General features: G+C 63.8%; 26 protein-coding genes. 7 read left to right on the top strand and 19 right to left on the bottom strand.

Annotated elements, in window-relative coordinates:
- Positions 1-4 precede the first annotated feature (4 nt).
- The 14 genes from JDV76_RS00605 to rpsJ all read right to left on the bottom strand — a co-directional run bounded on the left by JDV76_RS00605 (position 5) and on the right by rpsJ (position 9,090).
- Positions 5-1,615, bottom strand: coding sequence for an amino acid adenylation domain-containing protein (locus JDV76_RS00605; RefSeq protein WP_198734949.1), 1,611 nt, complete (start codon positions 1,613-1,615; stop codon positions 5-7).
- A 62-nt stretch (positions 1,616-1,677) separates the two neighbouring features.
- Positions 1,678-2,991, bottom strand: a complete 1,314-nt coding sequence (locus JDV76_RS00610) for a SidA/IucD/PvdA family monooxygenase (protein ID WP_198734950.1) — start codon at positions 2,989-2,991, stop codon at positions 1,678-1,680.
- Positions 2,992-3,257: 266 nt separating this feature from the next.
- Positions 3,258-3,701, bottom strand: a complete 444-nt coding sequence (locus JDV76_RS00615) for a hypothetical protein (protein ID WP_198734951.1) — start codon at positions 3,699-3,701, stop codon at positions 3,258-3,260.
- A 200-nt stretch (positions 3,702-3,901) separates the two neighbouring features.
- Positions 3,902-4,192 (bottom strand): 30S ribosomal protein S17, encoded by a 291-nt coding sequence (rpsQ, locus tag JDV76_RS00620; RefSeq protein WP_198734952.1) that lies wholly within the window; start codon positions 4,190-4,192, stop codon positions 3,902-3,904.
- 2 nt (positions 4,193-4,194) lie between these two features.
- Positions 4,195-4,425, bottom strand: coding sequence for a 50S ribosomal protein L29 (gene rpmC / locus JDV76_RS00625; protein WP_198734953.1), 231 nt, complete (start codon positions 4,423-4,425; stop codon positions 4,195-4,197).
- Positions 4,425-4,841, bottom strand: coding sequence for a 50S ribosomal protein L16 (gene rplP / locus JDV76_RS00630; RefSeq protein WP_198734954.1), 417 nt, complete (start codon positions 4,839-4,841; stop codon positions 4,425-4,427). The genes rpmC and rplP overlap by 1 nt, the downstream gene beginning before the upstream one ends.
- A 4-nt stretch (positions 4,842-4,845) precedes the next feature.
- Positions 4,846-5,598, bottom strand: a complete 753-nt coding sequence (rpsC, locus tag JDV76_RS00635) for a 30S ribosomal protein S3 (RefSeq protein WP_198734955.1) — start codon at positions 5,596-5,598, stop codon at positions 4,846-4,848.
- Positions 5,598-5,963: a 50S ribosomal protein L22 gene (gene rplV, locus JDV76_RS00640; protein WP_198734956.1), complete on the bottom strand. Its 366-nt coding sequence runs from the start codon at positions 5,961-5,963 to the stop codon at positions 5,598-5,600. The genes rpsC and rplV overlap by 1 nt, the downstream gene beginning before the upstream one ends.
- A gap of 3 nt (positions 5,964-5,966) precedes the next feature.
- Complete coding sequence (gene rpsS, locus JDV76_RS00645) at positions 5,967-6,245, bottom strand: 30S ribosomal protein S19 (protein WP_013241207.1); 279 nt, start codon at positions 6,243-6,245, stop codon at positions 5,967-5,969.
- Between the two features lie 13 nt (positions 6,246-6,258).
- Positions 6,259-7,101, bottom strand: a complete 843-nt coding sequence (rplB, locus tag JDV76_RS00650) for a 50S ribosomal protein L2 (protein ID WP_198734957.1) — start codon at positions 7,099-7,101, stop codon at positions 6,259-6,261.
- Between the two features lie 30 nt (positions 7,102-7,131).
- Positions 7,132-7,437 carry a 50S ribosomal protein L23 gene (gene rplW / locus JDV76_RS00655; protein ID WP_198734958.1) on the bottom strand — a complete coding sequence of 102 codons (306 nt, stop codon included), beginning with the start codon at positions 7,435-7,437 and terminating at the stop codon, positions 7,132-7,134.
- Positions 7,437-8,093: a 50S ribosomal protein L4 gene (gene rplD, locus JDV76_RS00660; RefSeq protein WP_198734959.1), complete on the bottom strand. Its 657-nt coding sequence runs from the start codon at positions 8,091-8,093 to the stop codon at positions 7,437-7,439. Before rplD ends, rplW begins: the two co-directional genes overlap by 1 nt.
- A complete protein-coding gene (gene rplC / locus JDV76_RS00665; protein WP_198734960.1) occupies positions 8,090-8,746 on the bottom strand; it encodes a 50S ribosomal protein L3 in 657 nt (218 codons plus the stop codon). Before rplC ends, rplD begins: the two co-directional genes overlap by 4 nt.
- Before the next feature lie 38 nt (positions 8,747-8,784).
- Positions 8,785-9,090, bottom strand: coding sequence for a 30S ribosomal protein S10 (gene rpsJ / locus JDV76_RS00670; RefSeq protein WP_003854291.1), 306 nt, complete (start codon positions 9,088-9,090; stop codon positions 8,785-8,787).
- A 776-nt stretch (positions 9,091-9,866) separates the two neighbouring features.
- Between rpsJ and JDV76_RS00675 the strand changes: the two genes are divergently transcribed.
- The 6 genes from JDV76_RS00675 (at position 9,867) to JDV76_RS00700 (ending at position 13,950) form a co-directional block, all read left to right on the top strand.
- Positions 9,867-10,379, top strand: a complete 513-nt coding sequence (locus tag JDV76_RS00675) for an Asp23/Gls24 family envelope stress response protein (protein ID WP_198734961.1) — start codon at positions 9,867-9,869, stop codon at positions 10,377-10,379.
- Between the two features lie 11 nt (positions 10,380-10,390).
- Complete coding sequence (locus JDV76_RS00680) at positions 10,391-10,699, top strand: hypothetical protein (protein WP_198734962.1); 309 nt, start codon at positions 10,391-10,393, stop codon at positions 10,697-10,699.
- A 63-nt stretch (positions 10,700-10,762) separates the two neighbouring features.
- Positions 10,763-10,948, top strand: coding sequence for a hypothetical protein (locus JDV76_RS00685; protein WP_198734963.1), 186 nt, complete (start codon positions 10,763-10,765; stop codon positions 10,946-10,948).
- Positions 10,949-10,953: 5 nt separating this feature from the next.
- Positions 10,954-12,843, top strand: coding sequence for an Asp23/Gls24 family envelope stress response protein (locus JDV76_RS00690; protein WP_198734964.1), 1,890 nt, complete (start codon positions 10,954-10,956; stop codon positions 12,841-12,843).
- Positions 12,836-13,384: a DUF6286 domain-containing protein gene (locus JDV76_RS00695; protein WP_198734965.1), complete on the top strand. Its 549-nt coding sequence runs from the start codon at positions 12,836-12,838 to the stop codon at positions 13,382-13,384. Before JDV76_RS00690 ends, JDV76_RS00695 begins: the two co-directional genes overlap by 8 nt.
- Positions 13,381-13,950 carry an Asp23/Gls24 family envelope stress response protein gene (locus tag JDV76_RS00700; RefSeq protein WP_198734966.1) on the top strand — a complete coding sequence of 190 codons (570 nt, stop codon included), beginning with the start codon at positions 13,381-13,383 and terminating at the stop codon, positions 13,948-13,950. The genes JDV76_RS00695 and JDV76_RS00700 overlap by 4 nt, the downstream gene beginning before the upstream one ends.
- Positions 13,951-14,574: 624 nt before the next feature.
- Here JDV76_RS00700 and tuf read toward each other — a convergent pair.
- On the bottom strand, positions 14,575-15,765 hold the full coding sequence (gene tuf, locus JDV76_RS00705; RefSeq protein WP_198734967.1) for an elongation factor Tu: 1,191 nt from the start codon (positions 15,763-15,765) through the stop codon (positions 14,575-14,577).
- Positions 15,766-16,196: 431 nt separating this feature from the next.
- On the bottom strand, positions 16,197-18,326 hold the full coding sequence (gene fusA, locus JDV76_RS00710) for an elongation factor G (RefSeq protein WP_198734968.1): 2,130 nt from the start codon (positions 18,324-18,326) through the stop codon (positions 16,197-16,199).
- Between the two features lie 155 nt (positions 18,327-18,481).
- Between fusA and JDV76_RS00715 the strand changes: the two genes are divergently transcribed.
- A complete protein-coding gene (locus JDV76_RS00715) occupies positions 18,482-18,628 on the top strand; it encodes a hypothetical protein (RefSeq protein WP_198734969.1) in 147 nt (48 codons plus the stop codon).
- Positions 18,629-18,671: 43 nt separating this feature from the next.
- Here the strand turns inward: JDV76_RS00715 and rpsG are convergent, their stop codons facing one another.
- From rpsG to JDV76_RS00730, 3 genes are all read right to left on the bottom strand, one after another.
- Entirely contained in the window at positions 18,672-19,139 is a 468-nt protein-coding gene (gene rpsG, locus JDV76_RS00720; protein WP_198734970.1) for a 30S ribosomal protein S7, read from the bottom strand.
- A gap of 3 nt (positions 19,140-19,142) precedes the next feature.
- Positions 19,143-19,514: a 30S ribosomal protein S12 gene (gene rpsL, locus JDV76_RS00725; RefSeq protein WP_198734971.1), complete on the bottom strand. Its 372-nt coding sequence runs from the start codon at positions 19,512-19,514 to the stop codon at positions 19,143-19,145.
- A gap of 410 nt (positions 19,515-19,924) precedes the next feature.
- The gene (locus JDV76_RS00730) at positions 19,925-23,929 is read right to left on the bottom strand and encodes a DNA-directed RNA polymerase subunit beta' (RefSeq protein WP_198734972.1); all 4,005 of its coding nucleotides are present in this window, start codon (positions 23,927-23,929) and stop codon (positions 19,925-19,927) included.
- Between the last annotated feature and the right edge of the window lie 114 nt (positions 23,930-24,043).

A 24,043-nucleotide genomic window follows, 5' to 3' on the forward strand; every position in this document is an offset into this window, starting at 1 on the left:
GAAGTCACTTCCGGGAATGGTAGAGCCGGACCAGCTCTCGGCGATCCAGCTTTCCGTTCCCGGTGACGGGGAGTTGGTCAATCAGGGTGATCGTCGAGGGAACCGCGTAGGCGGGCACCCGGCCCCGCATCTGTGCAGCCAGGGTGTCGTAGTCCGGGCATCCCGGGTCCGCCACGATGAATCCCCGCAGCTCCGGATTCTCCCCTGTCGTGTCGGCCACCGCCGCAGCGGCACGAACGCCGTCGAGCCCACTCAACGCCGACTCGACCTCACCGAGGGTCACCCGGTTCCCGCGGATCTTCACCTGATCGTCGACCCGCCCGGCGTAGTACATCTGCCCCCGGTGCCAGCCCGCGAGATCACCGGTCCGGTACATACGGCCACCCGCATCCCCCTCGAAGGGACTGGGCACGAACGTCCGGGCGGTGAGCTCCTCGTCGCCGACGTAACCGGCGGCGAGCTGCACGCCGGCCAGATACAGCTCACCCGTCTCATCATCACCGACTTCGTTTCCCTCGGCGTCGAGAATGTGGACGGTGACATTGTCCTCGGGCAGCCCCAGCAGACAGGTGCCCTCCGGGCAGGGCGGGGTCGAATCCGCGGTGTACTCGACACAGGTCACGTCCATGGCGGCCTCCGTCGGACCGTACAGGCCCAGTATCCGGCATCCGATCTCATCCAGGCAGCGCTGCGCCAGATCCGTCGGTACCGCCTCCCCGCCGAGGAGCAGGAACCGGAGTCCGTTCAGTGTATCGAGGGAGTCACCGAAGTCCTCCAGGACCTCCGCGACGACCCGCATGTGGCTCGGCACCATAGACAGCACCGTGACCCGGTTGTCTCGGATGACATCCACGAAACCGTCGACATCCCCCGGCCACCAGGTCGCGGACGGAAGGACAACGGCTCCACCACCGGCCAGTGGGGTGATCATCTCCGCAACACTCACGTCGAATCCCACGGGCGCCTTCTGCATCCACCGGAAATCCTCGACCGGCCCCAGCGTGCGCACAAACCACTGCATGTGGGCGGCCGCACCCCGGTGCACGTTCAGGACGCCCTTCGGGGCACCCGTCGTCCCGGAGGTGTAGATCAGGTAGACGCCATCCTCCGGGGTGACCGGCCGAGTGAGCTCCCGCGCGTCGACGGCGGAAGTGTCCCCCTCCGGAGCCAGGGGGACCGGAATCACCGGCAGATCCGTGGCGGGAAGCTCCACGTCCCCGACGGTGAGCACCAGAACGGGCTCGGAGTTCTCCAGGATGTAGGCGATCCGCTCCGCCGGGTTCGACGGATCGACGGGGGTGTAGACGCCACCGGCACGGATCACTGCTGCCGCGGCGATCGGCAGTGCGGCCGACCGTCGGGCAACGACAGCGACCCGGTCCCCCGTGCAAACACCCGCGTCGAGGAGAGTCCGGGTGAACGCGTTGACCCGGGCATCGAACTCACGGTGGGTGAGCGTGGCATCCGCCGCCACCACGGCGTCGAGATCCGGGTGCCGCTGCGCCGCGAGTCGGATCATCTCGTCAACCGTCGCGGGCTCAACCGGGACCACCGGGCCACGGTTGCGTGCGGGTACGGGGCGGAGCTGAGAGGGTGAGGGTGAGGTTGAGGTCATGGATCCATTCTCGTCTGATGGTCTGGTGCGCCTGGCTGGTTCGTCGTCACCGGGAAACGCGGTCAGCCTCTGTCGCTGATGGCCCGGCTGCCCACGGAGACGAGTCCGTCACCGTCACCCGAGATGCCCCCGAGGATCCGGTCCGCGAGCAACCCGAGGCAACTGAGATTTCCGAATCCCGGTCCCTGGTTGAAGCCTGCCAACGTCGGGAGCACGAGAGGCGGGTCCATGCCGTCGACCGTGAGGTCACGTCTGATGCTTCCCTCGATACCAGCGACGAACCCCGCCCTCCTGGTGCCTCCTTCCGGATCAAACCCGGCGGCCATGGCGAGCTGGGCCCGGGCGCCATCGCCGAGGAGACCGATGAACCAGGACGGGTCGGCGCCGCGGGCATCGATGACCGTGTCGGCGGCGACGGAACTCCCGGGGTGCTCCACGTGGACGACGGGGCCGGTGGCGCTCGCTGTCACCGAGGACACCGATCCCATGACGTGCCTGCACCTTCCATCGCGTCCGATGAGTTCCAGGGACTGCAGGGAGAGGACACCCCGGTCCGTCCGGCAGAGCATCGCCCGTCGGGTGGCGGCGTCGAGTGACGTCCAAACTTCCGGGTCGGTGTAGAGCGCATTCTCTTGGAAGTTCTCTCCTCGGGACAGGAGGCAGGCGGTCGGTGCGACCGTAACGATCTCCGCGACCCGGTGGGCCGTGAGCTCTTCGATAATGCTCGCCGCGGTCTCTCCCCCACCGATGACACAGACGCGGCCGGTGAATCGGGCATCCGCGGCAATGCGGGCCCAGAAACCGGCGACGCTCAGCACGTTGCTGTGCTGGAGGAACCGACGCTCACTCGTTCCGGGGCCGGTGAGCATGAGGGCATCCGACGAGAGGATTCTCGGTGTCCCGGAGATCGCGTCCTCCACCCGGATGCGCCAATCGTTGTCGGAGATCTCAGCGTTGGTGACCCGTCCGGGCACGGGGTTCAGCCCGATCCGTTCACTGACCCAGCGGAGGTAAGCAGCCCATTCGCTGTGCATGGGCTGTGGGCGAGCTCTGTCAATCCACGCGGCGTACGTTCCCGCGTCGATGAGATGGGAGGTCCAGGACAATGCCGCCATTCCACGGTCGATCTCAGCGTCGATCCGGTGGTCGCCCGTGAGTTCGGTCCTGTAGGGGAAGCCGACGTCCTTTTCTGGGGACGTCCCCAACCGGTGGCGACCGTCCGTCCAGCCGCCCGCGGCCAGCCAGTGTGCACCGACGCCATGTGGATCGATCACCGTGATCTCCGGGACGTCCAGTCCGAGACGCTCGGCGACGTGGGCCTTGGCCGCGACCGCGACCGCTTTCGGGCCGGCTCCGACGATGGTGAGGGTGCTCACTGGGTTCTTCCGCTCCTGTCATTGTGTGGCGAGACGACTTGGGATCTGGAGCGCGGGACAGCACGACAAATCGCCAGCCGGTCCACGGACTCGTTGGAGGCCCCACATGCCGTAGGACAGCCTTAGCTTCAGCTTTTAACTAGCTTACATTGCCACAAGTCTTACCTAACCCACGGCACCCTAGTTGAGATTGGTTGGTCGTGGATCGTTCGCTGGATGACCACTTCACACCGTGGGCGGGGACGCATGGGGGCCAGTTGCACCGGTCAGGTCCTCGTCATGTCCTCCACCCGCCGGATCAGGGGGTCAAGCTCGGCCGAGATCCGCTCGGCGACGATCACCCCGGTGCTCAGGGCCTCGAGGATGAACTCATCGAGTTCCTCTGCGGGAATCGGCGCACCGAGCGGAAAATCGAACGTGACCGTCAGTATCCCTACATCGGGCAGGAGCGAAACCTTACCCGGTCCGGGGATGCCGTTGAGGGCGGCGGACAGCAGCTCCCCGGCGAGAGTCTCCGTCCGACCTTGGAGCGGCCTCGGGTAGGCCGTGGTGACGGTCAATCTGTCGCCAGGTTTACACACCTTGAACCAATAGGTGAGTTCCCCGACGATCACGATTAGCTCGCCGTCACGTGTGCCGGTGCCGAATCCGAGCGCGTGGAGCCGATCGCGGATGACGCCGATACCCGTGGGTGACGTGGATGGTGGCATCGTTGCCTTTCACTTCGATTGATGGCAGGTGACATCCCGGTTGCACACTGCCGACGAGGGCGCCGCGGAACGAAGGGCCACCTGAATGACTGAAGGCCCCGACCGGGTTCGGTCGGGGCCTTCAGGTTGGCTGGTCTCGGGCGTTCCCCGTGGCGGTTACCCCGCCACCGGAAATGGACCCCGGATGAAGCCGGACGGAACTAGCGGGCCTTCTCGACGATGTCGAGGAGACGGAAGTGCTTGTCCTTGCTCAGCGGGCGGGTCTCGATGATGCGGACGAGGTCGCCGACACCGGCGGTTCCGTCCTCATCATGGGCCTTCACGCGGCTGTTCGTGCGGATCGTCTTGCCGTACAGCGCGTGCTGACGGCGATCCTCGAGCTCGACGACGATGGTCTTCTGCATCTTCGTCGAAACAACATAGCCGGTGCGGACCTTGCGGGCGCCCCTCTCGTTGGTGGATTCCTGGTTGTTCACGTTTGCCTCACTCATGATTAGCCTTCAGCTCCCGGAACGACGGACAGACCCAGTTCACGTTCACGAATGACCGTGTAGATGCGGGCGATGTCACGCTTGACCGTCTTCAGGCGACCGTTGTTGGTCAGCTGGCCGGTGGCCATCTGGAAGCGGAGGTTGAAAAGCTCCTCCTTCGCCTCGTTGAGGCGGGTGACAAGCTCCTCGGCGTTGAGCTCGCGGAGCTCGAATGCGGGGGTACCGTTAGCCATTAGAGCTGGTCCTCCTTCTTGATGATGCGGACCTTGCAGGGCAGCTTCTGGGCTGCGCGACGGAGTGCCTCGAGGGCGACTTCCTCGTTGGCGTAGCTCATCTCGAAGAGGACGCGGCCGGGCTTGACGTTGGCCACCCACTTCTCGACGGGGCCTTTACCGGAACCCATACGCACGCCAAGCGGCTTCTGGGTCAAGGGACGGTCCGGGAAGATGTTGATCCACACCTTGCCGCCACGCTTGACGTGGCGGTTGATCGCGATACGCGCGGATTCAATCTGACGGTTGGTGATGTAGCAAGGCTCAAGAGCCTGGATACCGTAGTCACCGAAGGTAACGCGGTTTCCGCCCTTGGACACACCTGTCCGGGTGGGACGATGCTGCCGGCGGTACTTGACGCGCTTAGGGATAAGCATCTGTCTAGCCCTCCTGCTTCTGCTCGGCGCGCTGGCGACGCTGGCCGCCACGGCGCGGACGCTCGCGACGCTCGGCGCCACCACGACCACGGCGGTCGGACGGAGCGTTCATTTCACTCTCGCGCTTGCCGCCGACAACGTCACCCTTGTAGATCCAGACCTTCACGCCGATACGGCCGAAGGTGGTGTGGGCCTCGTAGGTGCCGTAGTCGATTTCCGCACGCAACGTGTGCAGCGGAACGCGGCCCTCATGGTAACGCTCGGTGCGAGACATCTCAGCGCCGCCGAGACGACCGGAACACACGACCTTGATGCCCTTGACCTGTGGCTGGCGCATCGCGGACTGGATGGCCTTACGCATCGCGCGGCGGAAGGCCACACGGTTGGTCAACTGCTCCGCGATGGACTGTGCCACCAGCTGAGCGTTGGCGTCGATGTTCTTGACCTCAAGGATGTTGAGGGCGACCTGCTTGCCGGTGAGCTTCTCGAGCTCGCCGCGGATGCGGTCGGCCTCGGAGCCACGGCGACCGATCACGATGCCCGGACGGGCGGTGTGGATGTCGACGCGGACCCGGTCCCGGGTGCGCTCGATGACGACGTCGGCGATGCCGGCGCGGTCGAGGCCCTTGGACAGGAAATTACGGATCTTGATGTCTTCAGCGACGTAGTCGCTGTACTGCTTGTCGGCGTACCAGTGGGACTTCCAGTCGGAAGTGATGCCCAGCCGGAGGCCGTGGGGATGAATTTTCTGGCCCACTACTGAGCACTTCCCTTCTGGCTCTCAACAACCACGGTGATGTGGCTGGTGCGCTTGCGGACGTGGAAGGCACGGCCCTGGGCGCGCGGACGGAAACGACGCATCGTCGGTCCCTCGTCGGCGTAGGCCTCGGAGATGACGAGTGAGTCGCGGTCCAGGCCGAAGTTGTTCTCGGCGTTGGCTGCCGCTGAAGCGACGACCTTGGCAACCGGCTCGCTGGCCGCCTGCGGGGCGTACTTCAGGATGGCGAGGGCCTCGGCCACGGACTTGCCGCGGACCAGGTCGATGACCCGCCGTGCCTTCATGGGGGTGACGCGGACGTAACGGGCCGTCGCGCTTGCGGACGTGATGGTGTCTTCGCTCATCGCTTATCGACGTCCCTTCTTGTCGTCCTTGATGTGACCCTTGAAGGTCTTGGTCGGGGCGAATTCGCCCAACTTGTGTCCGACCATCGAGTCGTCCACGAACACCGGCACGTGCTTACGACCGTCATGGACGGCGAAGGTGTGACCGATGAAATCGGGGAGAATGGTGGACCGACGGGACCAGGTCTTGATGACCTGCTTGGTGCCCTTCTCGTTCTGTGCATCAACCTTGGCAAGGAGGTGCTCATCGACGAACGGGCCTTTTTTGAGGCTGCGTGGCATTGTCTGTTACCTCCTAGCGCTTCTTGTTCTTGTTGCTGCGGCGACGACGCATGATCAGCTTGTCGCTCGGACGATTCGGGCGGCGGGTCCGGCCTTCAGGCTGGCCCCACGGGGAAACGGGGTGACGACCACCGGAGGTCTTGCCCTCGCCACCACCGTGCGGGTGGTCGACGGGGTTCATGACGACACCGCGGACGGTCGGGCGCCAGCCCTTCCAGCGCATACGGCCGGCTTTGCCCCAACGGATGTTGATCTGATCGGCGTTGCCGACCTCACCGATGGTGGCACGGCAGCGGATGTCCACGCGGCGGATTTCGGAGGAGGGCATACGCAGGATCGCATATTTTCCTTCCTTACCGAGGAGCTGGATGGACGTTCCCGCAGAACGGGCCAGCTTGGCGCCGCCACCGGGCTTCAGCTCGACGCAGTGCACTGTGGCACCAGCTGGGATGTTGCGTAGCGGCAGGTTGTTACCGGGCTTGATGTCGGCATTGGCGCCGGCTTCGACGGTGGCACCCTGACGCAGGTTGCGAGGGGCGATGATGTAGCGCTTCTCGCCGTCGACGTAGTGCAGCAGCGCGATGTTGGCGGTGCGGTTCGGGTCGTACTCGATGTGAGCGACCTTCGCCTCGATGCCGTCCTTGTCGTGCCGCCGGAAGTCGATCAGGCGGTACTGGCGCTTGTGTCCGCCACCCTTGTGGCGGGTGGTGATGTGGCCGTGAACGTTACGGCCGCCGGTCTTGTGCAGGGGACGCAGCAGTGACTTCTCCGGCGTCGAACGAGTGATTTCCTCGAACATCGACACGGAGCTTGCGCGCCGGCCCGGCGTAGTCGGCTTGTACTTGCGAATAGCCATGGGTTTTCTAAGTCCTTACCTTCGGCGCGCTTACGCGGCCGAACCGCCGAAGATGTCGATGGAATCGCTGCCTTCAGCGAGCGTCACGAAGGCGCGCTTGGTGGCCTTGCGCTGACCGAAACCGGAACGGGAGCGCTTGCGCTTGCCCTCACGGTTGGCGGTGTTCACGCTGGCGACCTTCACACCGAAGATCTGCTCGACAGCGATCTTGATCTGGGTCTTGTGGGCGTCCGGGGAGACGAAGAACACATACGTGCCCTGCTCCATGAGTCCGTAGGACTTCTCGGACACCACCGGGGCGATGATGATGTCACGCGGGTTGGCGATCGTGCTCATTAGTTCTCCTCCTCCTTGACCGCGCCGGTGGCCCGGTTGATGAAGGTGGTCAGAGCCTCAACGGAGAACACGATGTCGTCCGACTTGAGGACGTCGTAGGTGTTCAGCTGGTCCTCGGTGAGGATGTGCACGCCCGGCAGGTTGCGGACAGACTTCCAGGAGGTGACATCCTCACGGGTGAGGATGACCAGCACGTTGCGGCGTTCGGTCAGACGCTCGATGAAGGCGCGCGCCGACTTGGTCGACGGCGTCTGGCCCTCGACCAGTTCACTGACGACGTGGATACGCTCATGGCGGACCCGGTCGGTCAGGGCACCGCGAAGTGCAGCGGCCTTCATCTTCTTGGGGGTGCGCTGGGAGTAGTCGCGCGGCACGGGGCCGTGCGAGATACCGCCGCCGGTGAAGTGCGGAGCGCGGATCGAGCCCTGACGGGCCCGACCGGTTCCCTTCTGGCGGAACGGCTTACGACCGCCACCGGACACCTGTGCGCGGGTCTTGGTGGAGTGCGTGCCCTGGCGCTTGGCCGCGAGCTGTCCGAGGACGACCTGGTGCATCAGTGCAACTGATGCCTCGCGGTCGAAGATCTCGGCAGGCAGCTCGACCTGGCCGGCGGTTGCGCCGTCGGCCTTCTGGACGTCAAGCTTGAGGTTGGTCATGCGTGTGCACCGCCCTTCACTGCGGTTTTAACGGTTACGACGCCGCCACGCACACCCGGGATCGCGCCCTTGATGAGCAGCAGGTTGGCGTCGGCATCAATCTTCTGAACCTTGAGGTTCTGGGTGGTGACGCGCTCATTACCCATGCGTCCGGCCATCCGGGTGCCCTTGAAGACACGACCGGGTGTGGCGCAGGCACCGATACCGCCGACGCGGCGGTGTGCTGCCTGGTTACCGTGGGACGCACCCTGACCGGCGAAACCGTGGCGCTTCATGGCGCCGGCGTAGCCCTTGCCTTTGGACGTACCGGTGACGTCGACGAAGGTGATGCCCTCGAAGATATCGACGGTAACGTCCTGTCCCAGCTCGTAACCGGAGACATCGTCCATGCGGATCTCCGCCACGTGCCGGCGGGGGGTAACGCCAGCCTTCTTGAAATGACCACCGGCAGGCTTGTTCGCCTTGCGCGGGTCAATGTCGCCGTAGGCGATCTGGATGGCGTTGTAGCCATCGTTGTCGATGGTGCGAATCTGGGTGACCACGCATGGCCCAGCTTCGACAACGGTGACCGGGATGACCCGGTTGTCGTCATCGAAGACCTGGGTCATACCGAGCTTGGTGCCCAGAATGCCCTTGATCTCTGTTTCACTCATTACTTATTCTCCACTGGCTGAAAGACTGTTGTACGCGATCACTGGATGTTGACGTCGACACTTGCGGGAAGGTCGATGCGCATGAGCGCGTCGACCGTCTTCGGCGTCGGGTCAAGGATGTCGATGAGGCGCTTATGCGTGCGCATCTCGAAGTGCTCGCGCGAGTCCTTGTACTTGTGGGGAGAACGAATAACGGCGTACACGTTCTTTTCAGTGGGCAGCGGCACCGGGCCGACGACGCGTGCACCCGTCCGGGTGACGGTCTCGACGATCTTCCGCGCGGACGCGTCAATCGCTTCGTGGTCGTAGGCCTTCAGCCTGATGCGGATCTTTTGTCCCGCCACGTTTGTCCTCTTCCTTCGCTTCCCCACATCGCAATGATTGGTGGGGGATCGCTGTTGTCATCTCTATAACGTTGTCCGGCCGTGAACCACGGAAACTCGGGCGCAACGCCAGTTGTCCTGACCTGAACCTGTCTGAAAATCTGACCGGGAAAATCACCGGGTCACATGAACCACAAACAACCACCCGTTCTTCCACGCAGAGACCGGTTCTCAGATGATCCCGGATACGGAAATCATGATCGAACTAGTTACTGTGGGCGTATGAGGTGTGTCAGGTCGTCGGGATACGGACCACTCGACGCCAGAACCCCAGATGACTGAAATATATTCAGCTACCTGATTTCCGGCGTGGGCGGGCATCCTGCCTACTGCCGCTGTTTATTTGCCATGCTCCCTTGATGGTTCCCGGTCTCCGCAAGAGGAGGAAGCTAGAGCTTCCGCCATCTGCGGAGACACCGAGATTTCAGCAGTACCCTGATCAGATCGGGGAACCACAGACATCAGGTGCCATGTTTGCTCCACCAGCGCCATCGCCCGAACCGCGCAACCGCAACTGCAGGAGCTACGTGGTCAGCGCATACGGGTATGCCGTGTTGGAGCAACCTGAGTATTGAAACACACCCCTCGCCGAGTGGCAAGCGAACCCCCAAAAAGCGTCAAACATGTAACGTATTACGTACAGGGCAGCGCGATACCCACGCCCTCACCTAGGATCAACCTAGTGCACCGCCGACATGGTGCATCCACTACCGCTTGATTACACGAGGAGCATCTCAATGAGCGAAAACAAGTCCGACAGCAAGTCCCCCGCCACCGTCGAAGACAACAGCATCGAGCGCAACTCCGCCCTCGAGACCGACCACGGCCGCACCCACATCGATGACGTCGTCGTCGCGAAGATCGCAGGCATGGCCGCACGTGAGGTTTCCGGCGTTCACGCCCTCGGCGGCGGCGCCGCCCGCGCCCTGGGCGCACTGCGCGACATGGCTGGCTCCCGTGTTGACGTCCGCCAGGGTGTCTCCGTCGAGGTAGGCGAGACTCAGGCCGCAGCCGATGTTGCAATCGTCGCCGAGTACGGTGTCGCGATCCACGAGCTGGCCGACGCGATCCGCCGCAACATCATCAACGCTATCGAGCGGATGACCGGTCTCGAGGTGACCGAGGTCAACGTGACCGTCCACGACGTGCACCTCGATCTGGATGACGACAACCAGGAGTCCGCGGAGGATGAGGTCAAGGAACTCGAGGCGGCCGAGGTTGAGGTCGACCGCGAGCCCCGCGTCAAGTAGGACCTGACTCCGTGCAACCTGATCCCATCTCCTTCGAGCAGGCCGAAGCACTCCGGGATGAGATTCTCTCCCTCCCGGGGGTTGCCGGCATGCACGGTGGACAGTTCGGTGAGGTTGCGATGCTCTACCCCGGCGCCCGGGTGCGTGGACTCCACCTCTTCACGCCCCGCGGCCGTCCGGCCGAGACCCGGATGGAAATCCATCTCATCGCAGATCTGTCTCAGCTACCCGACCTCGGCGCACTAGCCGATAAGGTTCGCACCACCGCGGGAAGGTATGTCTCCGAACCCGTTGACGTCTTCTTCAGCGACGCTAGCTGACTGACGGTCCCCCACCCGTTCTGCCCGCCCGTCCCCATCACACTTCTACTCTGAAAGAGTGTCATGAAATCTCTTACCGTGATCGGCCTCATTCTCGGCTTCGCATTCGCTTTTGCCGTGATCGTCGGTGGTCTGGTCGGCTTCCTCTGGGCCCTCCTCTTCGTCACCGTCGGAGGCGTCATTGGCGCCCACTTCGACGGCAAAATTGACCTCCGCGCCATCATCAACGGCTCCAGCAACAGGGGGTAATCTCGTTGACGAAACGTTCTGGAAGATCCCGCAAATCCACGCGGCGCTCCAGCACCGATCCCTCAGCCACGACCGGCGCCCCCCAGAACGGAAATGGGGGAACCACCACCGGATCTGCTGAGTCTCGCCTGCGCGCGGAAGCTGAGCGTCGCGCGGATCAGGCGCTCGCCGAGATCGCCGATGCCGACGACAAGGCTGACGAGGATCGGCGCATCCTCCGAGGCAACGGGGTCTCCGTCCACCCCGGCGATGCCGACTGTGGAGATGCCGTCACCGATGTTCCTCAACCCGAGGAGTCAACGGAATCTCCGGATGCGCTTTCGTCAGAGTTCCCCGGACCGAATGATGGTCATGAAGGCGAGGAAGCCTCCGCTCGATCGGCCTCCGTCGAGCCCATGCCCGCCCCTGAACCCGACCCCGGGACCCCGGCCCGGAGCCGGGAGCCCGCGCCTGGACCCGCTACCGACGTACAGCCGGACTTGGTCGACCCCTCCGCAAACGACGAGGCCACCATCACAACCCCCGATCGCGACAACGAGCAGGCCGTTTCAGCGCGCGCCGAAACACCCGTCGAGGAAGTATCCGACGGAACGCTCAGCTCTGGGACCGGGGCAACGCAGAAACTTTCAGAGGCCCCAGATTCCGATGTCCCCGGGTCTACCGGAAACACGGTTCCGGACTACCTCCGGACTCCCAGGGGATCGGAGTACCACAGCCCAAGCCGCGGGCGGGTGAAGATCTCCGAAAAAACCGTTACTAAGATCGTCCGTCAGGCGGCAGCGAGTGTCCCCGGCACCACGGGTCAGGCCGGAGGCCTGGATGTACTCGGACGCAACTACCCGCGCTTCGACGTGGAGCTCGACCGCAACGCCGATGCCGTGGCCATCGATGCCTACATCGCCGTCAGCTGGCCTTCCCCCGTGACCCGAGTCGCCGAAACCGTCCGTACGACCATCTTCGACTGGGTGCGCGACATGACGAATATCCCGGTCGTCCGCGTCAACGTCACCGTCGGCCCCATCGTCCCCGGCGCAGACCGCGTGACCGAGGCCGAGCTCAGTGCCTTCGACACGACGCCGCGCCTGAGATCCGTCGTCGTCACCGCGACGAACGCGGCGCTCAACGAAATCACCTGCAGCTCCCGCGGTTCTGAACTAAAACCGGTGTCGGTCACATCCGGAAGCGACACGCTCCGACCGGTCACTGTCTCCGGACCGGACAACGCCGCACTCCGGGAGATCTCGACCGGAGTGCCCGAGGATCTGAGGCCGATCACGGTTTCCGAGCCCGGAGAACTCCATACCGTCTCCGTCACCGGAAAAGCAGCCGCACAGGTGTTCTCACCCCAGGTCTCCGCTAGCGCTCCATTACAGGAAATCTCCGTAGCGGATCCGCGGCCGCTCGCCGACATCACCGTCTCCGAGTCCCAGCCGCTCGCCGACATCACCGTGCCTGATCCCGCACCCTTGAAACCCGTGACTGCCCGAGAGCTCCCCTCGGTCGCGGTCTCCGTACCGGAGGCCCCCCAGCCCCGGTCCGTGATGGTCCCGCATCCGCAGGCACTCCGTAAGGTCGAGACCCCTGAGCCGACCCGGTTGGTCAGCGTCCATGCTCCGGACAGTCACCGCCTGGCCCAGATCCATGCCGAGACCCTACGGGTGAGTTCCATCAGAGAACCACGTCCGGTCCGGCTGACACCGGTCAAGCGTAATCCGATTGGTGTCACACGAAAGCCGCGGGTAGACGCACGACCGGTTTCCGAGGGGCGTCCGGTCAGTCGACGTAGGGTCAATGTCACTCCGACAGAACTCCGACCGATCACCATCAAACCCAGTACTATCGTTCCGGTCCGCGTCGACCCTGCCAATGTGAAGGCGGTTTTCAGAGATGAGTGAAGTCCAGACGGTCCGAGGGCACCGGCCAGCCGCCAGTCCCGTCGCTCGCTATCTGGCGATCTTGCTCGGCCTGCTGCTGCTTGCGGCAGCGGGCGTCGCCGGACGGGATCTCTACATTCGCTATGCCGACGTTGAGTGGCAGCCATGGGTTTCCACCGCAACCAACTGGATCAGCGCTCTCAGCTACCGGAACTGGATGCTGCCGGCAGGTATCGCTGCTCTCATCATCGGTCTTCTGCTGCTCTGGGCGTCAGTCCGCCCGAGAACGAAGACGCACCGGGAGATCAACTCCGAGGTCGCCGTCTGGATGCGACCCGTCGATATCGCCCGGATGTGCACCGCAAGTGCTCAGCGGGTCCCGGGTGTCATGGGAGCGCACACCGTCGCCCGCAAGCGCTCCATTGACGTCACCGTGATCGGCAACCCCCAGGACCAGAAGTTGCGGGACGAACTGCAGCAGTCCCTCCGGCCCCTGGCCGACCTGGTCGCGGGCGCGCCTGCGCTGAACGTTCAGGTCCAAAAAAAGGAGGCCTCCAAGTGAGCCACGGACTAGCTTTTGTCGACCGTCTGCTTGTCTTCGTCGTGGGTCTCGCATTGACCTTCCTCGGGGTTTGGTCCATCGGATTGTTCTTCGATGTCCCCGAGGCGCACCGCGTCACCGAGTATGCGGATCAGCAGATGTGGGCGAACGCTCCCGAACTCGGGTGGTACGACTGGGCGCTCGTTGGGGTCCTCGTCGGCGGTATCATCATCGGGCTCTGGTTGATCGTCGCAAATGTCCTACGCCGTTCTGTCACCGTGGTCACCAGCAGTGCATCCACCGACATGGGCGACATCAACTTCAACCTCAGCTCCCTCGCGGACGCCGTCGCTGACTCCCTCGAAGACACACACGGGATTTCGAAGGTCCGGAAGCGCGTCGTCATTGACCGAGGACTGACCACCATCGAATTCACCGTTGATGCCGCCTCCGACTGCAGCGTTCAGGGAATACAGACCGCAATCGAACAGGCCGATCGGGACCTCCGGGACGCCATCGGTCCGAGCGATGCCGCGACGTCCTACCGGATACACATGGACAGGGTCCCACAGAACCATGAACTCTGATTAACCTGAGGCGCTCCGTAACCTACGGTATCCGGTAGACCCCGCAGCGATCTCCCCTTCGGGGGCAGCTGCGGGGTCTCATCGTTGTTCGATGAACCAGACCCGGTACCGGCTCCTAAGCACTCGAACGGTCGACGCCCATGGCTAACCATCCGGGATGAGGTTCTCGGTCTCCCCGCGTTGAAAACCAGGGAGGCTATCCGGCATGCCCCGACCGATACAGCAACTCAGGGCACGGTCTCCGGTCACAGGAGTACACGTTAGGGCTGCAGTTCCCGCCCATCATCACCACTCCACAGATGAGCCCAGGACCCGGGCCCCGCATCCCCTCCCGTCGTGGAACTGTTCCTCAGCGGGCCTGTGAAAGAGCCCCATCTGAAAAGCGCAGGCACCCTCGATCGGGTGCTTACTGCCAGGCCTACCGGGGGACCGTATCCGACAGCCCGTATACAGAAACACACGCACCGCGCCTCCGATCACCGTAGCGACCCTGTTCGGAAACCTGTGTGCGCCCGAGACTGCTCTCAGAAATTCCGAAACCCCGGCCCACGCTGTACGTGGAACGGGGTTTCGGGTGCTAGGTTCCCGGGCGTCAGCCCTAGGACCTAGTCAAGATCATCGGTATTACTTGATGATCTTGGTGACGCGACCGGCGCCGACGGTGCGGCCGCCCTCGCGGATAGCGAAGCGCAGGCCTTCGTCCATGGCGACCGGCTGGATCAGGGTGACGGACATGTCGACGTTGTCGCCGGGCATGACCATCTCCGTGCCCTCCGGCAGCTTCACGACGCCGGTGACGTCGGTGGTGCGGAAGTAGAACTGCGGACGGTAGTTGTCGAAGAACGGGGTGTGGCGACCACCCTCATCCTTGGACAGGATGTAGACGGAGCCCTCGAACTCGGTGTGCGGAGTGTAGGCACCCGGCTTGGCCACGATCTGGCCACGCTCGACGTCCTCGCGCTTGATGCCACGGAGGAGCAGACCACAGTTGTCGCCGGCTTCGGTGTAGTCGAGCAGCTTCCGGAACATCTCGATGCCGGTGACCGTGGTAGTCTGGCTCTTCTCGCGGATGCCGAGGATCTCGACCTCCTCGTTGACCTTCAGCTGGCCACGCTCGACACGACCGGTGACGACGGTGCCACGACCGGTGATCGTGAAGATGTCCTCGATGGGCATCAGGAAGGGCTTGTCGGTCTCGCGCTCGGGGTCCGGGATGGACTCGTCGCAGGCCTTCATGAGCTCAACGATCTTCTCGGACCACTCGGGGTCGCCCTCGAGAGCCTTCAGCGCGGAGATGTGGATGATCGGAGCTTCCTCATCGTACTCCTGCTCACCGAGGAGCTCACGGACCTCCATTTCGACGAGCTCGAGGATTTCCTCGTCGTCGACCATGTCGCACTTGTTGAGCGCAACGAGGATGTAGGGGACGCCAACCTGGCGCGCGAGCAGAACGTGCTCACGGGTCTGGGGCATCGGGCCGTCGGTGGCGGCGACAACGAGGATGGCACCGTCCATCTGAGCCGCACCGGTGATCATGTTCTTGATGTAGTCGGCGTGACCGGGGGCGTCGACGTGCGCGTAGTGGCGCTTCTCGGTCTGGTACTCCACGTGGGAGATGTTGATCGTGATACCACGCTCCTTCTCCTCCGGCGCCTTGTCGATGGCGTCGAAGGCGAAGGCCTGGTTCAGATCCGGGTAAGCCTCAGCCAGAACCTTGGTGATGGCTGCGGTGGTGGTGGTCTTACCATGGTCGACGTGACCGATGGTACCGATGTTGACGTGCGGCTTCGTACGCTCGAACTTCGCCTTTGCCACTGTATGTCCTCCTGGACTTCGCGGTGGCTACGACTCTCGCAGCCACATAGGTGGTAGTGCCATACTGCCGACAGCCCCACGTCTTTCGAAAGGGGGCATACGGGTATGACTGGTTCATTTTTGTGCCAGTTACCTGATACTAGGTGCTCACGCCACGTTTTTCAAACCACGTGCGCGAGCCCCGTAACTCGGGTAACGGCCGGCTCAACATCCGGTGTGCGGAGGTTCAGCGGACCGTTACCCGAAACTGGGAAATATCCTCGGGGACGTGTCACCGAAACTCTCTGAGTAGCGGTGCCGCTCCTTCGGTCTCCGGATTGTTCCGGCCCCGTCCGCCCCGCGGTCGCGGGAACACCGACTGCGGGGGCGTGGGGAGGTGCCCGGGGATGAGGAACCAGTCATGGCGTTCTTCATCCCCGACCGGCGACCTCCTAGTTGGAGGTGCCGTTACGCTCGGCAATGATCTCGGCCGCCACGTTCGTGGGAACCTCCGCGTAGGAGTCGAAGATCATCGAGTAATTGGCACGGCCCTGCGTCTTGGAACGCAGGTCGCCGACGTAGCCGAACATCTGGGAGAGCGGGACCTTGGCCTTGACGACCTTGGCGCCCGCGCGGTCCTCCATGGCCTGGACCTGGCCACGACGGGAGTTGACGTCACCGATGACCTCACCCATGTATTCCTCGGGGGTGGTGACCTCGACGGCCATGACGGGCTCAAGCAGGACCGGCTTGGCCTTTGCTACCGCTTCCTTCAGTGCCTGTGAACCGGCGACCTTGAAGGCCATTTCGGAAGAGTCGACCTCATGGTACTGGCCGTCAAGCAGGGATGCCTTGATATTGACCAACGGGAACCCTGCGAGGTAACCGTACTGCATGGCGTCCCGGATACCGGCGTCGACGGAGGGAATGTACTCGCGCGGGACGCGACCACCGGTAACGGCGTTCTCGAACTTGTAGATCGCGGACTCGCCCTCTTCAAGGTCCTCGGGATTCGGCGAGTAGGGCTCCAGGGCGATGACGACCTTCGCGAACTGACCCGAACCACCGGTCTGCTTCTTGTGGGTGTACTCGAGCTTCTCGACGGGCTTACGGATCGTCTCGCGGTAGGCGACCTGCGGAGCACCAACGTTGGCCTCGACCTTGAATTCGCGGCGCATACGATCGACGAGGACGTCGAGGTGGAGCTCGCCCATGCCGCCGATGACGGTCTGACCGGTCTCATCGTCGAGCTTGACGGTGAAGGTGGGATCCTCTTCCGCGAGCTTTTGGATGGCGGTACCGAGCTTCTCCTGGTCAGCCTTCGATTTCGGCTCGATGGCGACCTGCAGAACCGGGTCCGGGAAGTCCATGGACTCCAGGATGATCTGGTCGTTGAGGTCGCAGAGGGTGTCACCGGTAGTGGTGTCCTTCAGACCGATGAACGCGTAGATGTTACCTGCGCGGGCCTCCTCTACCGGGTTCTCCTTGTTGGCGTGCATCTGGAAGAGCTTGCCGATGCGCTCCTTGTTGCCCTTGGTCGAGTTCATGACCTGGGCGCCCGGGTCAACACGGCCAGAGTAGACGCGAACGAAGGTGAGCTTGCCGAAGAACGGGTGTGCGGCGATCTTGAAGGCAAGAGCAGAGAAGGGCTCGTCGACGCTGGGCTTGCGGGACATCTCGACGGCTTCGTCGCCGACCTTGTGCCCGTGCACCTCACCGATATCCAGCGGGGTCGGGAGGTAGTCGATGACGGCGTCGAGCAGGGGCTGGATGCCCTTGTTCTTGTAGGCGGAGCCACAGAGAACCGGGAAGACCTCGGAGTTGACCGTCATCTTCCGGATGGCGCCCTTGATCTCCTCGATCGACAGGCCGTCACCACCGAAGTACTTCTCCATGAGCTCTTCGTCGGACTCCGCGACAGCCTCGAGCAGCTTCTCGCGGTACTCCTCGGCGATCTCCTTGAGATCCTCGGGGATCTCCTCGTAGGTCGGCTCGGTTCCGATATCGACCTTGCCGCGCCAGGTGATCGCGCGCATGTTCAGCAGGTCGACGACACCGTCGAAGTCGTCCTCCGCACCGATGGGCAGCTGGAGAACCAGCGGCTTGGCGCCGAGGCGCTCGATGATCGTCTTGACGGTGAAGTAGAAGTCGGCGCCCAGCTTGTCCATCTTGTTGACGAAGCAGATACGCGGGACCTCGTACTTCGCGGCCTGACGCCACACCTGCTCCGACTGGGGCTCGACGCCCTCCTTACCGTCGAAGACGGCGACCGCGCCATCGAGGACGCGCAGGGAGCGCTCGACCTCGACGGTGAAGTCGACGTGACCGGGGGTGTCGATGATGTTGATCTGGTTGTTGTTCCAGAAACAGGTGACCGCGGCGGAGGTGATGGTGATGCCGCGCTCCTTCTCCTGCTCCATCCAGTCGGTGGTCGAAGCACCGTCGTGGGTCTCGCCGACCTTCCGGTTGATACCGGTGTAGAAGAGAATTCGCTCGGTAGCGGTGGTCTTGCCGGCATCGATGTGGGCCATGATGCCGATGTTGCGGACCTTATTCAGGTCAGTAAGCACTTCTTGTGCCACAGTGTTCCCCAAACTCGTTGGTTCTTGGTGATTGCCCGGACGTCTGCCCGGACGGTGTTGTCACCGGTGGATATGAATTCTTTGCCGTACCGCGCCACGGCCCGTACCCGGGCCAGCCGCTCGTAGAGAGCTTAGGCCCTCCGGGTGAACCGGAGGTGAACGGCGCCGGCTGTCCCGCAACCCGCATCGTCGTGGACACGGGCCGGAAACGACCGACCGTCGATGAGCACGATGACCCCGACACCGGACCACGTCGTCCCGACCGCGCCGAATACGAGAGGCATCCGGGACGGCGGGTGTGACACGGTGTGAACGGCGAGGGGGCCATCAGCTGATCTACTGCTCTTACCAGCGGTAGTGGGCGAAGGCGCGGTTGGCCTCAGCCATCTTGTGGGTGTCCTCGCGACGCTTCACCGAGGCACCGAGGCCGTTGGCGGCATCCAGGATCTCGTTGGCGAGACGCTCGGTCATCGTCTTCTCACGGCGCTGGCGGGTGAAGTTCACGAGCCACCGCAGGGCGAGGGTGTTGGCGCGGCCCGGGCGGACCTCGACGGGCACCTGGTAGGTGGCGCCACCGACGCGACGGGAACGGACCTCGAGATCGGGCTTGACGTTGCCGAGGGCCTTCTCAAGGGTGCCGACGGGATCGGTTCCGGTCTTCTCGCGGCAGGTCTCGAGCGCGCCGTAGACGATGCGCTGAGCGGTGGACTTCTTGCCGTCCAGGAGCACTTTGTTGACCAGCTGGGTCACGAGCTCGGAGTTGTAGACCGGATCCTTGACTACTTCGCGCTTCGGCGCTGCAGACTTACGCATGTCTTACTTCTCCTTCTTCGCACCGTAGCGGGAACGGGCCTGCTTGCGGTCCTTGACACCCTGGGTGTCGAGGGAACCACGAACGATCTTGTAACGGACACCGGGAAGGTCCTTCACACGGCCGCCGCGCACGAGCACCATGGAGTGCTCCTGCAGGTTGTGGCCCTCACCGGGGATGTAGGCGGAAACCTCGATGCCGGAGGTCAGGCGGACACGCGCGACCTTTCGGAGCGCCGAGTTCGGCTTCTTCGGGGTGGTGGTGTACACGCGGGTGCACACGCCACGGCGCTGGGGCGAACCCTTGAGCGCCGCAGTCTTCACCTTGGTGGTCTTGTCGTGGCGGCCCTTACGGACCAGCTGCTGAATAGTGGGCATGAACCGTCTTTCTTGTCTGATCGGCTTCCTCGGTTCGATGTAGCCGACCGAGTACTGTACGTTCCTTGCTTGTCGCCTGAAAGCGCAAATCTAATGAAAACACGCGAAACCCAGTCAGCCGCTCTCGCTGGCCTACCGGGGAATTCAGGCTCCCACCATGGAGACGTGGGACTGTTGGATCAGACTACCCCATCAGTCACAGAAAAACCAACTCTCGGCCGCGGAGATCGTATGCAGGCTCGAACTTACTCCCCTCGCGTTTTATCACCGACACTGTCCATACCGTCGTGACAGCACCCGCAGCGATCCCCGGACGGTGGAACAGGGAAAGCCCCCGGTGAGATGGAGGTCATCTCACCGGGGGCTTCAGGGTAACGGGGGAATCAGGTTCCCCAGTTTTCCACCGCTGACTAGCTGTAGTCGTCCAGCGGGACGGAGGCGCCGGTGAACTCACCGTAGCCGTCGTCGCCGTAGATCGAGTCGCCGTAGGTCGGGATGGCGTACGCCGCGTTCCGCGCCGCCTCGGTCGGCTTGACCGAGATGTTGCGGTAGCGGGAGATGCCGGTACCGGCCGGGATGAGCTTACCGATGATCACGTTCTCCTTGAGCCCGATGAGCTTGTCGGAGCGCTTGTTGATCGCCGCGTCGGTGAGCACCCGGGTGGTCTCCTGGAAGGAGGCCGCCGACAGCCAGGACTCGGTCGCGAGCGAGGCCTTGGTGATACCCATGATCTCGCTGCGCAGGGCAGCCACCTCGCCGCCGACCGCACGGGCCTCGGCGTTGGCCAGCTTCGCTTCGGCGAGGTCCACGAGCGTTCCGGGGAGGAACTCGGTGGAGCCGGACTCGATGACGGTGCCGCGACGCAGCATCTGGCGGATGATGATCTCGATGTGCTTGTCGTGAATCGCCACACCCTGCGCACGATAGACGGCCTGCACCTCATCGATGAGGTGCTGCTCCACACCGCGGCGCCCGAGAACCTCGAGCACGTCGTGCGGATCGGCCGGTCCGCGGAGCAGTCGGTCGCCCACGTCAACGTGGTCGCCTTCCTGCAGAGTGCGGTCAATGTGCGAGCCCGGGGAGTACTCCATCGGGGCGTTGATCATCGCGAGACCCTGCCGCTTGGACAGTTTCTCGTAGACGACCTCATCCGAACCGTCATCCGGGGTGATGGTCAGGGTCCAGAAGTTGCCCTCATCCTCGAGGTGCACAGTTCCGGCAACCGACGCGATCGGGGCCTTGTTCTTCGGGACGCGGGCCTCGAAGAGCTCCTGAACACGGGGCAGGCCACCGGTGATGTCGCCACCGACACCACCCTGGTGGAACGTACGCATGGTCAGCTGGGTACCGGGTTCGCCGATCGACTGGGCGGCGACGATGCCGACGGCCTCGCCGATGTCGACCTGCTTACCGGACGCCATCGAGCGGCCGTAGCACTTCGCACAGACACCAGTGGGCGTCTGGCAGGTGAGAACGCTGCGGAGTTTGACCTCCGCGACACCGGCCTCGACGAGAGCGTCGATCTCCAGTTCACCCAGGTCGGAACCAGCGGCGAGAATGACCTCGCCCGCCGGATTCGTGGCATCAGCCGCGAGCACGCGACCAGTGACGGAGGTCTCGATGAGCTGGTGGCGACGGTAGCCGGTGACGTTGCCCAGTGCGTCGGTGACCTCGACCGCGACGGGGGCCTTGACACCCTGACGGGTGGCGCAGTCCTCCTCGCGGACAATGACGTCCTGCGCGACGTCGACGAGGCGACGGGTCAGGTAGCCGGAGTCGGCGGTACGCAGCGCGGTGTCGGCCAAGCCCTTACGCGAACCATGGGAGTTGTTGAAGTACTCCAGAACGGACAGGCCCTCGCGGAAGGAGGTCTTGATCGGACGGGTGATGTAGTCACCCTTCGAGTTCACGACCATGCCCTTCATGCCCGCCAGCGTCCAGATCTGGCGCATGTTACCGGCGGCGCCGGACTTCACGATCATGGGGATCGGGTTGTCGTCGGGGTACATGTCCTCAACGGCCTTACCCACGGTGTCCGTGGCATCCTTCCAGAGCTCGACCAGACGGTCGTAGCGCTCACGCTCGGTGAGTGCACCCTGGACCCAGTACTTCCGCTCGACCTCGCGGGCCTCGGCCTCGTACCGGTCGAGGATCTCGGCCTTGTTGGGGAGCACGAGCACGTCAGACATGGTGATGGTGACGCCGGACCGGGTGGCCCAGTAGAAGCCGGCGTCCTTCATCTTGTCCATCGTTTGCGCGACGGTGATCATCGGGTACCGCGAGGCGAGATCGTTGATGACGTCACCGAGCATGATCTTGTCGGTGCCGCCGCCCTTACGGACCATGACGCCTTCAAGGTAGGGGTAGTTCCACGGCAGCAGATCGTTGAACATGATGCGGCCGAGAGTGGTGTGCGCCATCCAGACGTCGCCGCGCTTCCAGCCATCGGGGAACTGCTCCGCCTCGATGTCCGCCGGTGGACGCAGGTGCGAGATACGGACCTTGATCGGGGCCTGCAGGCCCAGCACACCTCGGTCGTAGGCCATGATCGCCTCGGCGAAGGAGCTGTAGATACCACGTTCGGGGCCGTTCTCGGTCGCGGGCTCGTACGCGCCCTGACCACCCAGCTCGTCAGGGTTCTTGTCCAGCGTGAGGAAGTACAGACCCGTGACCATGTCCAGTCGGGGCATGGCCAGCGGCTTACCGGACGCCGGGGAAAGGATGTTGTTCGAGGCGAGCATCAGGATGCGGGCCTCGGCCTGGGCCTCCGCGGACAGCGGCAGGTGGACGGCCATCTGGTCACCGTCGAAGTCGGCGTTGAAGGCCTCACAGGCGAGCGGGTGCAGCTGGATGGCCTTACCCTCGACGAGCACGGGCTCGAAGGCCTGGATACCCAGGCGGTGCAGGGTGGGGGCGCGGTTCAGCATCACGGGATGCTCGGAGATGGCCTCCTCAAGCACATCCCAGACCTCGGGGCGCTGGCGCTCGACCATGCGCTTCGCGGACTTGATGTTCTGCGCGTACTCGCGCTCGACCAGGCGCTTCATGACGAAAGGCTTGAACAGCTCCAGCGCCATCAGTTTCGGCAGGCCGCACTCGTGCAGACGGAGCTGCGGGCCGACGATGATCACGGAACGACCGGAGTAGTCGACGCGCTTACCGAGCAGGTTCTGACGGAAGCGACCCTGCTTGCCCTTGAGGAGATCGGACAGCGACTTCAGCGGGCGGTTGCCCGGGCCGGTGACCGGACGGCCGCGGCGACCGTTGTCGAACAGGGCGTCAACGGACTCCTGCAGCATCCGCTTCTCGTTGTTGACGATGATCTCGGGGGCGCCAAGATCGATCATGCGCTTGAGGCGGTTGTTGCGGTTGATCACGCGACGGTAGAGGTCGTTCAGGTCGGAGGTGGCGAACCGGCCACCGTCGAGCTGGACCATCGGGCGCAGCTCCGGCGGGATCACCGGGATGCTGTCCAGGACCATGCCCGCCGGGTCGTTGCCCGAGCGCTGGAACGCGGCGACGACCTTGAGGCGCTTCAGGGCGCGGGCCTTCTTCTGGCCCTTGCCCTCGTTGATGATGGTGCGCAGTTCCTCGGCCTCGGCGTCGAGATCGAAGTTGCGGATGAGCGTCTGGATGGCCTCCGCGCCCATGCCGCCGGTGAAGTAGTCCTCGTAGCGGTCGACGAGCTCCGAGTAGATCGTCTCGTCGACGATCATCTGCTTCGGGGCGAGCTTAACGAAGGTGTTCCAGATCTCGTCGAGTCGCGCGACCTCGCGCTCCGCACGCTCGCGGATGTGCTGCATCTCCTTGTCCGCGGCGTTCTGCACCTTGCGGCGAGCATCGGCCTTCGCACCGGCGGCCTCGAGTTCGGCGAGGTCCTCCTCAAGCTTCTGGGCCCGGTCGGCGATGTCGGACTCGGCGTCGGCCTCGACGTCCTTCTTCTCCAGGAGCATCTCGGCTTCGAGAGTGGACAGGTCGTTGTGGCGGGCTTCATCATCGACGGAGGTGATGATGTTCGCCGCGAAGTAGATGATGCGCTCAAGGTTCTTGGGCGCGAGATCCAGCAGGTAGCCGAGACGCGACGGGACTCCCTTGAAGTACCAGATGTGGGTGACCGGAGCGGCGAGCTCGATGTGTCCCATGCGCTCACGGCGCACCTTGGACTTGGTCACCTCGACGCCGCAGCGCTCACAGATGATGCCCTTGTAGCGGACGCGCTTGTACTTGCCGCAGGCGCACTCCCAGTCTCGGGTGGGTCCGAAGATCCGCTCGCAGAACAGGCCGTCCTTCTCGGGCTTGAGGGTTCGGTAGTTGATGGTCTCCGGCTTTTTGACCTCGCCCTTGGACCAGCGGCGAATGTCGTCGGCCGTAGCCAGGCCGATGCGGAGTTCGTCGAAGAAGTTGACGTCGAGCACGTAACTCCCTTTCCCCCCGTCTCTCCGGGGGTGTTGTGTGAAGAAAAAGAATATCGGTGATTAGTTGCCCGCCCCGGTGGGGCGGGCGGCCGCGGTCAGACCGTCGTGCGGACC

The organism is Corynebacterium marambiense (assembly GCF_016342275.1).
Classification (GTDB): Bacteria; Actinomycetota; Actinomycetes; order Mycobacteriales; family Mycobacteriaceae; genus Corynebacterium; species Corynebacterium marambiense.

What these genes read in the sequence shown, in the direction of transcription:
- JDV76_RS00605 (WP_198734949.1), bottom strand. Translation starts at nt 1,615, where the DNA reads ATGACCTCAACCTCACCCTCACCCTCTCAGCTCCGCCCCGTACCCGCA.
- JDV76_RS00615 (WP_198734951.1), bottom strand. Translation starts at nt 3,701, where the DNA reads ATGCCACCATCCACGTCACCCACGGGTATCGGCGTCATCCGCGATCGG.
- rpsQ (WP_198734952.1), bottom strand. Translation starts at nt 4,192, where the DNA reads ATGAGTGAGGCAAACGTGAACAACCAGGAATCCACCAACGAGAGGGGC.
- rpmC (WP_198734953.1), bottom strand. Translation starts at nt 4,425, where the DNA reads ATGGCTAACGGTACCCCCGCATTCGAGCTCCGCGAGCTCAACGCCGAG.
- rplP (WP_198734954.1), bottom strand. Translation starts at nt 4,841, where the DNA reads ATGCTTATCCCTAAGCGCGTCAAGTACCGCCGGCAGCATCGTCCCACC.
- rplV (WP_198734956.1), bottom strand. Translation starts at nt 5,963, where the DNA reads ATGAGCGAAGACACCATCACGTCCGCAAGCGCGACGGCCCGTTACGTC.
- rpsS (WP_013241207.1), bottom strand. Translation starts at nt 6,245, where the DNA reads ATGCCACGCAGCCTCAAAAAAGGCCCGTTCGTCGATGAGCACCTCCTT.
- rplB (WP_198734957.1), bottom strand. Translation starts at nt 7,101, where the DNA reads ATGGCTATTCGCAAGTACAAGCCGACTACGCCGGGCCGGCGCGCAAGC.
- rplW (WP_198734958.1), bottom strand. Translation starts at nt 7,437, where the DNA reads ATGAGCACGATCGCCAACCCGCGTGACATCATCATCGCCCCGGTGGTG.
- rplD (WP_198734959.1), bottom strand. Translation starts at nt 8,093, where the DNA reads ATGACCAACCTCAAGCTTGACGTCCAGAAGGCCGACGGCGCAACCGCC.
- rplC (WP_198734960.1), bottom strand. Translation starts at nt 8,746, where the DNA reads ATGAGTGAAACAGAGATCAAGGGCATTCTGGGCACCAAGCTCGGTATG.
- JDV76_RS00675 (WP_198734961.1), top strand. Translation starts at nt 9,867, where the DNA reads ATGAGCGAAAACAAGTCCGACAGCAAGTCCCCCGCCACCGTCGAAGAC.
- JDV76_RS00685 (WP_198734963.1), top strand. Translation starts at nt 10,763, where the DNA reads ATGAAATCTCTTACCGTGATCGGCCTCATTCTCGGCTTCGCATTCGCT.
- JDV76_RS00695 (WP_198734965.1), top strand. Translation starts at nt 12,836, where the DNA reads ATGAGTGAAGTCCAGACGGTCCGAGGGCACCGGCCAGCCGCCAGTCCC.
- rpsG (WP_198734970.1), bottom strand. Translation starts at nt 19,139, where the DNA reads ATGCGTAAGTCTGCAGCGCCGAAGCGCGAAGTAGTCAAGGATCCGGTC.
- rpsL (WP_198734971.1), bottom strand. Translation starts at nt 19,514, where the DNA reads ATGCCCACTATTCAGCAGCTGGTCCGTAAGGGCCGCCACGACAAGACC.